At 61.2% G+C, this 15,297-nt stretch carries 13 protein-coding genes; 6 read left to right on the top strand and 7 right to left on the bottom strand.

The genetic code is table 11. From position 1 onward, the window contains the following. The first annotated feature begins 61 nt into the window (after nucleotides 1-61). Entirely contained in the window at nucleotides 62-730 is a 669-nt protein-coding gene (maiA, locus tag ACK41V_RS00860; RefSeq protein ID WP_409776462.1) for a maleylacetoacetate isomerase, read from the top strand. Next, nucleotides 730-1,623, top strand: coding sequence for a polyphenol oxidase family protein (locus ACK41V_RS00855; protein ID WP_409776440.1), 894 nt, complete (start codon nucleotides 730-732; stop codon nucleotides 1,621-1,623). The genes maiA and ACK41V_RS00855 overlap by 1 nt, the downstream gene beginning before the upstream one ends. Here the strand turns inward: ACK41V_RS00855 and ACK41V_RS00850 are convergent. After that, nucleotides 1,543-1,875, bottom strand: a complete 333-nt coding sequence (locus ACK41V_RS00850; protein WP_409776437.1) for a hypothetical protein — start codon at nucleotides 1,873-1,875, stop codon at nucleotides 1,543-1,545. The genes ACK41V_RS00855 and ACK41V_RS00850 overlap by 81 nt on opposite strands. A gap of 114 nt (nucleotides 1,876-1,989) precedes the next feature. Between ACK41V_RS00850 and ACK41V_RS00845 the strand changes: the two genes are divergently transcribed. From ACK41V_RS00845 to phbB, 4 genes are all read left to right on the top strand, one after another. Further along, nucleotides 1,990-3,690 (top strand): PHA/PHB synthase family protein, encoded by a 1,701-nt coding sequence (locus tag ACK41V_RS00845; RefSeq protein ID WP_409776434.1) that lies wholly within the window; start codon nucleotides 1,990-1,992, stop codon nucleotides 3,688-3,690. A gap of 116 nt (nucleotides 3,691-3,806) precedes the next feature. Continuing rightward, nucleotides 3,807-4,985, top strand: coding sequence for an acetyl-CoA C-acetyltransferase (locus ACK41V_RS00840; RefSeq protein ID WP_409776431.1), 1,179 nt, complete (start codon nucleotides 3,807-3,809; stop codon nucleotides 4,983-4,985). Nucleotides 4,986-5,177: 192 nt separating this feature from the next. Beyond that, the gene (locus ACK41V_RS00835) at nucleotides 5,178-5,960 is read left to right on the top strand and encodes an EAL domain-containing protein (protein WP_409776428.1); all 783 of its coding nucleotides are present in this window, start codon (nucleotides 5,178-5,180) and stop codon (nucleotides 5,958-5,960) included. Nucleotides 5,961-6,216: 256 nt separating this feature from the next. After that, nucleotides 6,217-6,954 (top strand): acetoacetyl-CoA reductase, encoded by a 738-nt coding sequence (gene phbB, locus ACK41V_RS00830; protein WP_409776425.1) that lies wholly within the window; start codon nucleotides 6,217-6,219, stop codon nucleotides 6,952-6,954. 385 nt (nucleotides 6,955-7,339) lie between these two features. On the opposite strand, the gene ACK41V_RS00825 is transcribed toward phbB, so the two are convergent. The 6 genes from ACK41V_RS00825 to dapC form a co-directional block, all read right to left on the bottom strand. Continuing rightward, a complete protein-coding gene (locus tag ACK41V_RS00825; protein WP_409776422.1) occupies nucleotides 7,340-9,388 on the bottom strand; it encodes an ATP-binding cassette domain-containing protein in 2,049 nt (682 codons plus the stop codon). Nucleotides 9,389-9,491: 103 nt separating this feature from the next. Further along, entirely contained in the window at nucleotides 9,492-10,430 is a 939-nt protein-coding gene (gene prmB, locus ACK41V_RS00820; protein WP_409776419.1) for a 50S ribosomal protein L3 N(5)-glutamine methyltransferase, read from the bottom strand. After that, entirely contained in the window at nucleotides 10,427-11,620 is a 1,194-nt protein-coding gene (dapE, locus tag ACK41V_RS00815; protein WP_409776416.1) for a succinyl-diaminopimelate desuccinylase, read from the bottom strand. The genes prmB and dapE overlap by 4 nt, the downstream gene beginning before the upstream one ends. A gap of 177 nt (nucleotides 11,621-11,797) precedes the next feature. After that, nucleotides 11,798-12,961, bottom strand: a complete 1,164-nt coding sequence (locus ACK41V_RS00810) for a PilT/PilU family type 4a pilus ATPase (RefSeq protein ID WP_409776413.1) — start codon at nucleotides 12,959-12,961, stop codon at nucleotides 11,798-11,800. A 92-nt stretch (nucleotides 12,962-13,053) separates the two neighbouring features. Then, on the bottom strand, nucleotides 13,054-13,887 hold the full coding sequence (dapD, locus tag ACK41V_RS00805) for a 2,3,4,5-tetrahydropyridine-2,6-dicarboxylate N-succinyltransferase (protein WP_409776411.1): 834 nt from the start codon (nucleotides 13,885-13,887) through the stop codon (nucleotides 13,054-13,056). Nucleotides 13,888-13,918: 31 nt separating this feature from the next. Beyond that, nucleotides 13,919-15,124, bottom strand: coding sequence for a succinyldiaminopimelate transaminase (dapC, locus tag ACK41V_RS00800; protein ID WP_409776408.1), 1,206 nt, complete (start codon nucleotides 15,122-15,124; stop codon nucleotides 13,919-13,921). Between the last annotated feature and the right edge of the window lie 173 nt (nucleotides 15,125-15,297).

Here is a 15,297-nt window from a genome sequence, read left to right as displayed (position 1 = left end):
ACGCCGCGATCGCACCTTGATCGCATCCCCACTGCAGATTCACCGACAAAACCTTTCGTCCATGCAGCTCCACAACTACTTTCGCTCTTCGGCCTCGTTTCGCGTGCGCATCGCGCTGGCGATCAAAGGGCTCAGCTACGACTACATCCCCGTTCACCTGGTGAAGGGCGAGCACAAGAACCCCGCCTACATCGAGCGCATTGGCGATGCGCTGGTGCCCACGCTGGTCACCGACGACGGTGCGGCGCTGTCGCAGTCCATGGCCATCGTCGAGTACCTGGACGAGATGCACCCCACCCCCGCGCTGCTGCCCGACACGCCCCTGGCCCGTGCCCGCGTGCGTGCGCTGGCGCAGACCGTGGCCTGCGACATCCATCCCATCGCCAATCTGCGCGTACTCAAGTACCTGGTGCATGACCTGAAGGTGGACGAGGACGCCAAGAACGCGTGGTACCGCCATTGGGTGCGCAACGGGCTGGAGGTCTTCGAGCGCCAGCTGGCACTGCTGGCGCAAGAGCGTGTTGCGCAGGGCCTGGCCCCGTCGGTGCTGTGCTGGGGAGACACCCCCACGCTGGCCGACTGCTGCCTGGTGCCGCAGATCTTCAACGCCCAGCGTTTCAAGGTCAGCCTGGACGGCCTGCCGTTGACCATGCGCGCGTTTGATGCTTGCATGGCCTTGCCCGCGTTCCAGCAGGCCCAGCCCTCTGCCTGCCCCGACAACGAAGCGTGATGACGACGTTGGCCCGCCAGACTGCGCCGGCCGACTGGCTGGTGCCCGACTGGCCCGCGCCCGCCGGTGTGCATGCGCTGTGCACCACGCGCGCTGGCGGCGTCAGCGAGCCGCCGTATGACAGCCTGAATCTGGGCACCCACGTGGGGGATAGCCCGGCGGCCGTGCAGGCCAATCGCAACACCTTGCAACGGGCTGTGCAGGCCAGGACACCCGGGGCGCGCGCCACCTTTTTGAACCAGGTGCATGGGGTGGGTGTGGCCCACCTGGACGTGTCGACGCCCGATGGCACAGACGCCGACGCCTGCACCACCACCACGCCGGGCGCCGTTTGCACCATCATGGTGGCGGATTGTCTGCCCGTGCTGCTGGCCCACCGATCGGGTGCCGTGGTGGGTGCTGCCCACGCGGGTTGGCGCGGATTGGCCGGGGCAGACGGGTGGGGCGTTTTAGAGTCTGCTTTTAAGTGTTTTAGGGCTCTAGCGCTTGATGGTAAAGCGCTAGCAGCTATCAATAGTGAAGCAAATGCATCGCATGGCGGCGAGGCTTCAGCGGATTACGTAGCCAAGGACACCCTGGTCTGGCTGGGCCCCTGCATTGGCCCCGAGGCTTTTGAAGTGGGCGCCGAGGTCCGGTCTGCGTTCTGCGACGTGGACCCTGCTGCGCAGCATTGTTTTGTGCCGCGCGAGGGCGCACCCGGCAAATACCTGTGCGACCTGGCGGGCCTGGCCCGGCTGCGCGTGCAGGCGCTGGGCATCACCCACATCTACGGCAACAACAGCACGGCACCATGGTGCACCGTGGCGAACGCCTCACGGTTCTTTTCGCACCGGCGTGACAGCGCTGCCCTCGGCGGCAGTGGGCGCTTCGCTGCCTGCATCTGGCTGGGCTGAAGCCAGCCCGGATGCCTGCTGCTGAAGGGCTGCCTGCTCGGCATCGTAAGCAGCTTGCTCTGCGGCTTCGCGCGCCTTGATCTTCCGTTTGCGCGAAGGCGTGCCCAGGATGTACACCAGGATGCTCATGGGCAGCATTCCATACAGCCCAAAGGTGATCAGCGCGCCGAGCACCGTGCCTTGTGGACTGGTGGCTTCAGCCACGGCCATCATGAGGGTGACGTAGGTCCAGGCAATTACGATCAGGTACATTGATTTGTGTTCAGGTGAAGGGTTGAAATCGTTGCCTTGGGGAGGAGGGTGGGCAACAATGAACCCAAGCCAAGTGCCCTGCCGCTGCGAGCGACCAACCAATGAGGAGACAGCATGAATTCTGAATCACCCTGGGCCGAGAGCGCTCAGCAATTCCAGCAGATTTTCGGGCAAAGCTGGTCGCAGGCGCTGCAATCGTTCCAGAAGATGGACCTGGGCACCCCGGGGCCCGCAGCGGCACCTTTGCAACTGTCGCAATCCAAGCTGCAAGCTTTGCAGCAGCAATACCTGAACGAGGCCAAGGAACTGTGGGCCCAGGGTATGGAAGGTAAGCCTGAAGTCAAGGACAAACGCTTTGCAGGCGAAGGCTGGGCCAGCAACCCGGTGGCTGCGTTTTCTGCCGCCGCGTATCTGCTGAACGCCCGCACCCTGATGGGCTTGGCCGACGCCGTCGAGGCCGACGAAAAAACCAAAGCCCGCATCCGCTTTGGCGTAGAGCAGTGGATGGCGGCCATGGCGCCCAGCAACTTTCTGGCCTTCAACGCCGAAGCGCAGAAAAAGGCCATCGAAACCAAGGGCGAGAGCATTGCCAAGGGCATGCAAAACCTGCTGCATGACATCACGCAAGGCCATGTGTCGATGACCGACGAAAGCCTGTTCGAGGTGGGCCGCAACGTGGCCACCACCGAAGGCGCGGTGGTTTACGAGAACGAGTTGTTCCAGCTGCTCGAATACAAGCCGCTCACCGCCAAGGTCTACGAGCGCCCGTTTCTGCTGGTGCCCCCGTGCATCAACAAGTTCTACATCCTCGACCTGCAACCCGAGAACTCGCTGATCCGCTATGCCGTTGACCAGGGGCACCGCACCTTTGTGGTGAGCTGGCGCAACCCTGATGACAGCCTGGCCCACAAGACCTGGGACGACTACGTGGAAGACGGCGCCATGGCGGCCATTGACGTGGTGCAGAACATCACAGGTGCCGAGCAGATCAACGCCCTGGGCTTCTGTGTGGGCGGCACCATCCTGAGCAACGCACTGGCCGTGTTGGCCGCGCGCGGCGATGAGCCCGTCGCAAGTGCCACGTTTTTGACCACGCTCATCGATTTTTCTGACACGGGCATTCTGGACGTGTTCATTGACGAAGGGATGGTGAAGTTCCGCGAGATGCAACTGGGCAAGGGCGGACTCATGAAAGGCCAGGACCTGGCCTCCACGTTCAGTTTCTTGCGGCCGAACGACCTGGTGTGGAACTACGTGGTGGGCAACTACCTCAAGGGCGAAACGCCGCCACCGTTTGACCTGCTGTACTGGAACAGCGATAGCACCAACCTGCCGGGCCCGTTCTACGCCTGGTACCTGCGCAATTTCTATCTTGAAAACAAACTCGTCCAACCCGGCAAGCTCACCGTGTGTGGCGAGAAGATGGACCTTGGCAACCTCACGCTGCCCGTCTATATCTACGGCTCGCGCGAGGACCACATCGTGCCCATCAACGCCGCGTATGCGTCCACGCAGGTGCTGCCCGGCAAGAAGCGTTTTGTGATGGGTGCCTCTGGTCACATCGCCGGTGTCATCAATCCGCCCGCCAAGGGAAAACGCAGCCACTGGATTCGTGCGGACGGCAAGCTGCCGGCCACGCTGGACCAATGGCTGGTGGGCGCCACTGAACACCCTGGCAGTTGGTGGACCGACTGGTCGGGCTGGCTCAAAGGACACGCGGGCAAACAGATTGCAGCGCCCAAGGCCTATGGCAAGGGCACAAAGTTCAAGGCCATCGAGCCTGCGCCGGGAAGCTACGTTAAGCAAAAGTCCTGACCTGAAGGCCTGCGAGAATCATTGGGCGAAAGCCCTGCCTTTTCTTTTCATCCACACCAAAGACAACGGGCCCACTGATGGGCCCGGACCGATCCACTCAGAAAGAAGGACATTCCATGGAAGACATCGTCATCGTTTCGGCCACCCGTACCGCAGTGGGCAAGTTTGGCGGGGCACTGGCCAAGACGCCTGCCACCGAGCTGGGCGCCATCGTGATCCGCGAGGCCATTGCCCGTGCAGGTCTGTCGTCTGACCAGATTGGTGAAGTCATCATGGGCCAGGTGCTGGCAGCTGGCGTGGGTCAAAACCCAGCGCGCCAGGCGTCGATGAAAGCTGGTGTGGCCAAGGAAACCCCGGCGCTCACCATCAATGCCGTGTGCGGCTCTGGCCTCAAGGCCGTGATGCTGGCAGCCCAGGCCGTGGCCTGGGGTGACAGCGAAATCGTGGTGGCCGGTGGCCAGGAAAGCATGAGCCTGGCCCCGCACGTGCTGCCAGGCTCGCGCGACGGCCAGCGCATGGGCGACTGGAAGCTGGTCGACACCATGATCGTGGACGGCCTGTGGGACGTCTACAACCAGTACCACATGGGCATCACCGCTGAAAACGTGGCCAAGGCTTACGACATCTCCCGCGAGATGCAAGACGCCCTGGCATTGGACAGCCAGCAAAAGGCCGCCGCTGCGCAAGACGCGGGCAAGTTTGTCGATGAAATCGTGGGTGTCAGTCTGGCGCAGAAGAAGGGGGATCCCATCCTCTTCAACGCCGATGAGTATCTCAACCGCAAGACCAATGCCGAGGCCCTGGCAGGCCTGCGCCCCGCCTTCGACAAGGCAGGCAGCGTGACCGCTGGCAATGCGTCGGGTCTGAATGATGGCGCTGCCGCTGTGGTGGTGATGAGTGCCAAAAAGGCCGCTGCCCTGGGCCTCAAGCCCTTGGCGCGCATTGCTGCCTTTGGCACCAGCGGCCTGGACCCTGCCACCATGGGCATGGGCCCGGTGCCCGCATCGCGCAAGGCGCTGCAGCGCGCGGGCTGGAACGCTGCGGATGTGGACTTGTTTGAACTGAACGAAGCTTTTGCTGCACAGGCCTGTGCGGTGAACAAAGAACTGGCGATTGACCCTGCCAAGGTCAACGTGAACGGTGGTGCCATCGCCATCGGCCACCCCATCGGCGCGTCTGGCTGCCGTATTCTCGTCACGCTGCTGCACGAAATGCAGCGCCGCGATGCCAAGAAGGGGCTGGCTGCGCTGTGTATTGGTGGGGGTATGGGCGTGTCGGTGGCGCTGGAGCGTTGATTGGTTAAGTTAGACACGCAGTTTTGAACTGCATGCCCTGCAAAAGGCCGCGTATTGACGCGGCCTTTTTTTATCCGTTGAGCTTTTCAGACAAACCAGCGCTGGGCGGGTGTGTACATCACTGAGTGCCGAGCGCTGCGAAGGGGCAAACCCGCCATCCTGTTTTGTAATCATGCGTTACGATAATTGCACATGACGACGACAATTTTTGCCCAGCCCTTTCAGCCCGTTGGATGTCAGTCCTGTCGCGACAAGACCCAGTTGCCGTTTGACTTCACGATGGCGTTTCAGCCCATCATGGATCTGGAACTGGACCGCCCGTTTGCCTATGAGGCACTGGTGCGAGGCGTCGATGGCGAATCCGCTGGCACGGTGCTGTCATGGGTCGATGACACCAACCGCTATCGCTTTGACCAGGCCTGCCGCGTCAAAGCCATCGAACTGGCTTCCCGCTTGGGCTTGGCCGCATTGCCAGACTGCCGTTTGAGCATCAACTTCCTACCCAACGCTGTCTACCGCGCAGAGACCTGTATCCGCGCCACCATGGAAGCGGCCATGGAGTTCAATTTTCCCCACAACCGCATCATGTTCGAGGTGACGGAGGGCGAGCAGGTGACCAGCGGCGCGCACCTGAAGTCCATCTTCAACGAGTACCGCCGCCAGGGGCTGATCACTGCGATCGACGACTTCGGGGCCGGGTATGCGGGCCTGAACATGCTGGTGCAGTTTCAACCGCATGTACTCAAGATCGACATGGAGCTGATCCGCAACATCGACCAGGACCCTGTTCGCCAGGCCATCGTGTGTGGCGTTGCGCTGGTGTGCCAGCGCCTGTCCATCGACATCGTGGCAGAGGGCATCGAAACCACGGCAGAGTCGCTGTACCTGCGGTCCGTGGGCATCCGGTACCAGCAGGGCTATTTGTTCGCCAGGCCGGGTTGGGAAACGCTTCCGCTGGCTCCGCACGCTGTTTGAACCGTGGGTGTTTGGCGCACACGCCAAACACCGCGTTTGGTGGGGACATTGACGCGCATCAAGTGCCGCCTGGCATTTGTTGTAACCCGCTGTATGCACCAAAACGTGGCGCCCACGCCTACGAAGTTCCTGCGTCCGCTGTGTGACGCATGTGGATATGCCAAAAAGGAAACGGCTTCAGTGTTTACCTCCACGGCGGCCTGTGATTTCTTGGTTAGAGTGAGCGTTGAGCACATCACTAACAAGGAGAAATCACATGAGCCAAAAAGTTGCGTATGTCACCGGCGGCATGGGCGGTATCGGAACGGCCATCTGCCAGCGCTTGCACAAAGAAGGCTTCAAAGTCATTGCGGGTTGCGGCCCAACCCGTGACCACGCCAAGTGGCTGGGCGAACAAAAAGCGCTGGGCTACGCCTTTTATGCATCGGTCGGCAATGTAGGCGACTGGGATTCCACCGTGGACGCGTTCAGCAAGACCAAGGCCGAGCATGGCAGCATCGACGTGCTGGTCAACAACGCTGGCATCACCCGTGACCGGATGTTTCTGAAAATGTCCCGCGAAGACTGGGATGCTGTCATCGAAACCAACCTCAACAGCATGTTTAACGTCACCAAACAGGTGGTGGCAGACATGGTGGAAAAAGGCTGGGGCCGCATTGTCAACATCAGCTCGGTGAACGGCGAAAAGGGCCAGGCAGGTCAGACCAACTATTCCGCGGCCAAGGCGGGCATGCACGGGTTCTCTATGGCCCTTGCACAGGAACTGGCCACAAAGGGCGTCACCGTCAACACAGTGAGCCCCGGCTATATCGGAACGGACATGGTGAAAGCCATTCGCCCGGATGTGCTGGAAAAAATCGTTGCCACCGTGCCCGTCAAGCGCCTGGGTGAGCCCAGCGAAATCGCTTCCATCATTGCCTGGCTGGCGTCTGAAGAAGGGGGCTATGCAACGGGCGCCGATTTCTCGGTTAACGGCGGTCTGCACATGGGTTGATTTCCGAAAGCGGGCAGAAATGCCCTTGTCGGACAACAAAAAACCCCGCATTGCGGGGTTTTTTTGTTGAGAGGAGCAAAGAACTTGGGAAGGGGCCGCCATAACGCAGCCACACCTTCAGCAGCGTGCGGGAGCGCGCTTGCGGTCGCGTTCGTCTTCGGGCCAAGCAGTCAAGATTGCGGTGGTATTCATACTGGAAAACTCCTGTGATGTACCAACAACGCGGTCGATCAGCAGTCCGTTGACAGCGTTTCGCAAAAAAATGCAACCGTAAGTGCCTGGGTATTCAGGATGTAAGCCGCTACAAATTTTGCAGCAAGTGATTGATGCCTGGTAAGCGAAAAATCTAATTACTGCAGACTTTTGCTTACACGGTTTTACATATTCAAGCGGTTGCGGAGACCTCGATTTCTTCCAGCAACGCAGAAATTTCCAACCAACGCTCTTCGAGTTGGGCCGTTTCGTCGTGCCCGGCCTTGAGGCGACGGCCGCATTCGGCGATCTCGGCGGGTGGCAGCGCTTCGGTAAGTTTTTGCTCCAACCCGGCGCGCTCCGCCGCAAGGTCCGTCAGCCGTTTGTCGATTTGTTCCCGCTCTTTCTTGAGAGGGCGGGCTTTTTCAGCCTGTTGCTGGCGCGCCTGTGCATCGAGTTTGCGCTGGTCTCGCCCGTCCCGAGAGGCGGGCGTGGAGGGCGCCTGTGTCGGAACGGTGGCCGCAACGGCGACTGGTTTGACTGCCGGTGATGGCGGGGTGAACACCTGGGGTTGAGCGTTGGCCAAAGACGTTTGGGCTTGTTCAGCCAAACGAGCCTCTTCGCGCAAGCGCTTGGACTCTTCCAGCAGATAGCGCTGGTAATCGTCCAAATCGCCATCAAAGGGCCCCACGACGCCTCGGCCCACCATCCAGAAGTCCTCGCAGACCGAGCGCAGCAGCGCACGGTCGTGGCTGACCAGCATGACGGTGCCATCGAAGTCGTTGAGGGCCATGGCGAGAGCCTCGCGGGTCGCCAAATCCAGGTGGTTGGTAGGCTCATCGAGCAGCAGCAGGTTGGGACGCTGCCAAACGATCATGGCGAGCACCAGCCGGGCTTTTTCGCCACCGCTCATGGTGCCTACGGCCTGCTTGACCATGTCGCCTGTGAAATTGAAGCTGCCCAGGTAGCTGCGCAGGTCCTGCTCGCGGCTCGGTTGTTTTGCGTCAGGGCCCAGCTCTTTGGCCAGGCGAATCATGTGCTCCAGCGGATTGTCAGCTGGGCGCAGCACGTCCAGCTCTTGCTGGGCAAAGTAGCCAATGTTCAGGCCCTTGCCTTCGGTCACATCGCCGCCCAGAGGCTTCATGGTGCGCGCAATGGTTTTGACCAGCGTGGACTTGCCCTGGCCGTTCGCACCCAGGATGCCGATGCGCTGGCCTGCCAGCACCGAGCGGTTGACGCCCGCAAGGATGGTGGTGGGCACGCCTTCATCATCGACATAGCCAAACGACGCATTGCTGATGGCCAACATTGGATTGGGCAGGTTGGCCGGTTCCTTGAATTCGAAAGTGAAATCGGCCTCGGCCAGCACGGGCGCGAGTTTTTCCATGCGGTCGAGTTGTTTGACGCGGCTTTGTGCCTGCTTGGCCTTGCTGGCTTTGGCCTTGAAGCGGTCAATGAACTTCTGCAGGTGGGCCATCTTCTCTTGCTGCTTGGAGAAGCTGGCTTGTTGCAGCTCAAGCTGCTGGGCGCGCAGTTCTTCAAACTTGCTGTAGTTGCCACCGTAGCGGTTCAACTCGCCTTGCTGGATTTGCAGGGTGACGTTGGTAATGGCATCCAGAAATTCGCGGTCATGGCTGATCACGATCATGGTGCCCGCATAGCGTTTGAGCCACGCTTCAAGCCACACCAGGGCGTCCAAATCCAAGTGATTGGTGGGTTCGTCCAGCAGCAGCAGGTCGCTTGGGCACATCAGGGCACGCGCCAATTGCAGGCGCATGCGCCAACCGCCCGAGAAGCTGTTGACCGGCTGTTCCAGCTCGCTGACGCGAAAACCCAGGCCCAGAATCAGGGCTTGCGCGCGTGCCACCGCGTCATGCGCGCCTGCATCGTGCAGGTCCGAATAGGCATGGGCAATGGCCATTCCATCGTCGCTGGCCTCGGCCTCCACCAGTTGGCGCTGGACCTCGGCCAGGCGTGTGTCGCCGTCCAGTACAAACGCGGTGGCGGACTGCTCTGTCTCGGGCATGTCTTGCGCGACCTCGGCCATGCGCCAGCTCGTGGGAATGTAAAAATCTCCGCCGTCTTCATGCAGCTTGCCACTGAGCAGCGCAAACAGGCTGGATTTACCCGCACCATTGCGGCCCACAAGCCCGACGTTTTCGCCGGGGTTGATGGTGCCGGAAATGTTGTCGAGCACGACTTTGGCGCCGCGTCGCAGGGTAACGTTCTTAAGGGTAATCATCCGGAATCCGCAAAAAGGCGCACCCGCGCTAGGGCGGGTGGCAGGAAAAAGCTGGGGGTTTCAGCGCTTTTGCAACCGAGGCAAAAGGCTGTGGCGCAACCCTCTATTGTGCCGTGAGCCGAGAATGAGCGGTTAAGGCCTGCCGGGTGACCAGTAAAACCTGGTCTTCCCCGGCACTGGTTTCGAGCCAGAACACGGGTAACTGGGGGTAAGCCGCTTCAAAGTAAGCACGTTCGTTGCCGATCTCCAGCACGATCACCGCATCTTCTCCCATACACGCAGGCGCAGCGGCGAAAAGCTGGCGGATGAAGTCCATGCCGTCATTGCCACCGGCCAGCGCTAGCGCGGGTTCCGCTTGGTATTCAGCAGGCAGCGCCGCCATGCTCGCTGCATTGACGTAGGGCGGGTTGCACAGGATCAGGTCCCACGGGCCGGGCAGGGCGGTGAGTCCGTCGGAGAGCTGCAATTGGATACGGTCCTGCAGCCCGTGTTTGTCCACATTGATGTGTGCCACTGCCAGTGCGTCGGCGGAGATGTCGGCGCCGGTCACCTGCACCTCGGGCCAGGCCATGGCGGCCAGAACGGCGAGGCTGCCGTTGCCGGTACACAGGTCCAAAACCTTGTGGGTCTGATCGCTCAAGAAGTCATCGATGCTGCCATCGGCCAGCAGTTCTGCAATCAGGCTGCGCGGCACGATGGCGCGTTCGTCCACATAAAACGGCACACCTTGCAGCCACGCTTCTTGGGTGAGGTAGGCGGCCGGTTTACGGGTGCGAATGCGTTCTTCAAAAAGTGTAGCTACCAGCGCTTGACTGGCGGGCGCTACAGGCTGATTTGTTATGGAATCTGGCGCATCAGACAGATCGCTGTCCAGCGGCAGGCCCAGGCGCCACAGCACCAGCCACGCGGCTTCGTCGCGGGCATTGGTGGTGCCGTGGCCGAAGGACACTCCGGCCGATGTCAGCCACTGCGCACCGGATTCCACCAGCGCACCCACGGTAGCGCCTGAGAGCGCTCCAGCTTGTGTGGACTCGTTGTTCATGCCGACACCGCAACCGAAGCCAGCGCCTGCGCGTGCAGGTTTTCGAGCGTACGGCGGTAGATGTTCTTGAGGGGCTCGATGTCGGCCACCACCACGTGTTCGTCGATCTTGTGAATGGTGGCGTTGGGTGGGCCCAGTTCTATCACCTGCGGGCAGATCTGGGCGATGAATCGGCCGTCGCTGGTGCCGCCTGTGGTGGAAAGCTCGGTGATGATCCCTGTCTCTGCCTGGATAGCTTGTTGAACCGCGTGGACCAGCTCACCGGGCGTAGTCAAAAACGGTTGGCCGCCCAGTGTCCAGCGCAGGTCGTACTCCAGCTCGTGGCGGTCGAGCACGGCGTGCACACGTTGTTGCAGGGCCTCGGCAGTGGACTCGGTAGAGAAACGGAAATTGAAGTCCACCACCATGTCGCCCGGAATGACATTGGTGGCACCCGTGCCGCTGTGGACGTTGCTGATCTGCCAATTGGTGGGCGGGAAAAACGCGTTGCCTTGGTCCCACACGGTCGCAGCCAGCTCGGTCAATGCTGGCAGGGCCTGATGGATGGGGTTGCGCGCCAACTGCGGGTAGGCGATGTGGCCCTGAATGCCACGCACGGTGAGCTTGCCACTGAGCGTTCCGCGCCGCCCGTTTTTGATCATGTCGCCGGTTTTCTCGACCGAGGTAGGTTCGCCGACGATGCAGTAGTCCAGCGGTTCGCCACGCGCCTTGAGTTGCTCGACCACCACCTTGGTGCCGTCCACCGATGGGCCTTCTTCGTCGCTGGTCAGCAGAAACGCCACGGTCACCAACGGATCCGGCGTGGCGGCCAGGAACTCTTCGACCGCCACCACAAACGCAGCAATCGAGGTTTTCATGTCGCTGGCACCACGGCCGTAGAGCTTTCCATCCTTGTGGGTGGGTACAAAGGGATCGCTGCTCCATTGCGCCAGTGGGCCTGTGGGTACCACATCGGTATGGCCTGCAAATACTACTGTTTTGATAGCTGGTAGCGCTTGATGGATAAGCGCTACAGGCCGTTTTGCCCATAAATTGCTGACGCGGAAATCATCCGGGCCGCTGTCCATGCGCTCGCACACAAAACCCAGTGGTGCCAGCCGATCTGCCAGCAGTTCAAGGCAACCCCCATCCTCGGGCGTGATGGAAGGCAGGGAGATGAGCTGTTCGGCCAGATGCAGGGTACGGGACATTGGGGATATGGAACTCAGGGAAGGCGTTCAAGCAGGTGGTTGTTCAAGGCGCTGTCCAGAAAAATGGCACACACCAGGCCAGTGCCACCGTGGAACTGGCTTTCCAGGTCACCGGTAGCGTCCCCTCCCGGAAGGAGAGGGGGAGGGCGCCGCAGGCGACTGAGGGGGTGTTTCACTTCATGCTGCGGGTTTGACGTCCAGCACGATCTCGGTGAACGAGGGCATGTCATCGGGCGCATCGCGGGCTTCTTTTTGCGCCTTGGCGGCATTGGCGGCCAGAGAGAAGTCGTTCTGCAGGCGCCACATCAGGTTTGTGGGCGAGTCTGCGTAGGCCATGCCTTCTTTGCGGTCGATCTTGGCATCCATGATGAGGCGGGCAAGCGCTTCTTCAAAGGTCAGCGAGCCTTCGGCCATGGACTTTTCCATCGCTTCCTTCACGCCGGAGAAGTCGCCTTTTTCAATCAGCTCGGACACCAGCTTGGTGTTGAGCATGACCTCTACCGCAGGCACGCGGCCGCCGTCCACTGTGCGCACCAAACGTTGCGACACGATCGCCTTCAAGGCCGATGCCAGGTCGCCCAGCATGGTGGGGCGCACTTCAACGGGGTAGAACGACAAGATGCGGTTCAGCGCGTGGTAGCTGTTGTTGCCGTGCAGCGTGGCCAGGCACAGGTGGCCCGACTGCGCATAGGCAATGGCGGCCGACATGGTTTCACGGTCGCGGATTTCGCCGATCAGGATCACATCCGGCGCCTGGCGCAAGGCGTTTTTCAGCGCGGTCTGCAGCGACTGGGTGTCGCTACCAATCTCGCGCTGGTTGACGATAGATTTCTTGTTCTTGAACTGGTACTCCACCGGGTCTTCAATGGTGAGAATGTGACCCGTGAGCGCCTCGTTGCGGGTGTCGATCATGGACGCCAGCGACGTGCTCTTGCCCGAGCCCGTGGCTCCCACCATCAGGATGAGGCCCCGCTTTTCCAGGATGAGGTCGCGCATCACCGGCGGCAGACCCAGCGAGTCGAATTCTGGAATCGTCTGCGAAATGAAGCGGATCACCACCGCATAGCTGCCGCGTTGGCGCATGGCGCTGATACGGAAGCGGCCTACACCGCTGAGCGGCACGCCCATGTTGAGCTCACCGGTTTCTTCCAGCTCTTCGATGCGGTCGGGAGGGATGACCTCGGACAGCAGGTTGCGCGGTGCGTCGGGCGGCAGGATCTGGTTGTTGATCGGCACGCACTCGCCGTTGATCTTGATCAGCGCCGGGGCATTGGCCGACAGGTAAACGTCTGATGCCTTCTTTTCGCTCATCAGGCGAAGAATCCGCTCCATCGTGCTCATGGTGTTTCCCTCTTGTTGTCGGTCGTTGTCGTGGCGCTGATCATGTCGTCTTGCGCGCTGATGATCAAGCGGTGCGGTGTGATCAACGCGGCTCAGTCGCGCAGCAGGTCATTGATGCTGGTTTTGGACCGGGTCTGTGCATCCACCTGCTTGACGATGATCGCAGCGTACATGCTGTAGGGCGCGCCATTGGCGGCAGTTTTGGGCAGATTGCCACTGACCACGACCGAGCCCGAGGGCACACGGCCATAGCTGATTTCGCCGGTGGCGCGGTTGAAGATGGGGGTACTCTGGCCCAGGTACACGCCCATGCCCAGTACGGAGTTTTCTTCGACGACCACACCTTCGACCACTTCGGAGCGGGCGCCGATGAAGCAGTTGTCTTCAATGATGGTGGGGCCTGCCTGCAGGGGTTCCAGCACGCCGCCAATGCCTACGCCACCCGACAGGTGCACGTTGGAGCCGATCTGCGCGCAAGAGCCCACGGTGGCCCAGGTGTCGACCATGGTGCCTTCGCCCACATAGGCGCCGATGTTCACATACGACGGCATCAGGATCGCGCCCTTGGCGATGAAGCTGCCGCGGCGGGCCACAGCCGGTGGCACCACGCGCACGCCGGTGGCCTTCATTTCTTCTTCATTCAGATGGGCGAACTTGGTTTGCACCTTGTCGTAGAAACCCAGGTCACCGGCCTTCACGACTTCGTTGTCTTTCAAGCGGAACGACAGCAGCACGGCCTTCTTGATCCACTGGTGCACGGTCCACTGGCCCACACCTGCACGGGTGGCCACACGCAAGGTGCCGTTGTTCAGTTCGGCGATCACGTGCTCGACGGCATCCTGGATCTCCTTGGGGGCGGCGGCGGGCGAGAGGCTGGCGCGGTTGTCCCAGGCGTTGTCGATGATGGTTTGGAGTTGTTGGGTCATGTTGTTGTCAGTCAGTCTCTAGGTCTGTCGATCAGGCAGTACGGGATTGGATGAATTGCACGATGCGCAGCGCGGCTTCCGCGCATTCTTCGGTTTCGGCCACCAGGGCCATGCGAATGCGCTGGGCGCCGGGGTTGCTGCCCTGGGCCTCGCGGGCCAGGTAGCTGCCGGGGAGCACGGTGACATTGTATTGAGCCAGAAGGGCGCGCGCGAACTCGGCGTCATCCATGCCCAGCGCCTCGGGGACCTTGGCCCAGAGATAAAAACCGGCGTCCGGCAGCGCCACTTCCATCACGCCCGCCAGCAAGGGGGTGACCTGGGCGAACTTCTTGCGGTACATGGCGCGGTTTTCCACCACGTGTTTTTCGTCACCCCAGGCGGCAATGCTGGCGGCCTGCACGATGGGACTCATGGCACTGCCGTGGTAGGTGCGGTACAGCAAAAACGCTTTGATCAGCGCTGCATCGCCTGCCACAAAACCACTGCGCATGCCCGGCACGTTGCTGCGCTTGGACAGGCTGGTGAAGGACATCAGGTTCTTGAAATCTCCTCGGCCCAGTTGCGACGCGGCCTGCAGCCCCCCCAGTGGCGGTTCGTCGCGGAAGTAAATCTCGCTGTAGCACTCGTCCGAGGCGATCACAAAACCATAGCGGTCGCTCAGTTCGAACAGTTTTTTCCACTCCGCAAGCGGCATGACGGCGCCGGTGGGGTTGCCGGGAGAACACACAAACAGCAGCTGGGTGCCCTCCCACACGGCCTCAGGCACGGTGTCCCAGTTCACGGCAAAGTTGCGCGTGGGGTCGCTGGGGGCGTAGTACGGCTTGGCACCTGACAACAGCGCGGCGCCTTCGTAGATTTGATAAAACGGATTCGGGCAGACCACCAGCGGCTGGCCTTTTGACGGGTCGATGACGGTCTGAGCGAACGAGAACAGCGCCTCGCGCGAGCCGTTCACGGGCAGCACCTGGGTGCCGGAGTCCAGCGTGAGCGCGTAGCGTTGTTTCAGCCACTGCGTGAACGCCTCACGCAACCGAGGCTCCCCGGCCGTAGCGGGGTAGCTGGCCAAGCCGCCCAGGTTGTTACAAAATGCGTCTTTGATGAACTGCGGTGTAGGATGGCGCGGCTCACCCATGCCCAGGCTGATCGGGCTGTACGCCGCAGGGGGCGTCACCCCGGCAAAGAGCTGTCGCAGCCGCTCGAACGGGTACGGCTGGAGGTGAGAAAGCAGGGGGTTCATGGGGCGACATTATGGGCGAATGGCTTGTATCAACGGCCAGTTTGAACGGCTCGGGGGCGTTTGACGCCGACGTTGGGCATACCTATCGGAAACCCTCGCCGGGCCCGAATTGTCAATTCGACGTAAGAGCGCGCCCCTAGCATCGCCCGGCACTCGTAAGAACGATAAGGGAG

The sequence above is a fragment of the Acidovorax sp. genome, assembly GCF_046291265.1.
GTDB lineage: Bacteria > Pseudomonadota > Gammaproteobacteria > Burkholderiales > Burkholderiaceae_C > Acidovorax.
Note: the sequence above shows the minus strand (reverse complement) of the source record. Positions and strands in the feature narration are given on the sequence as shown.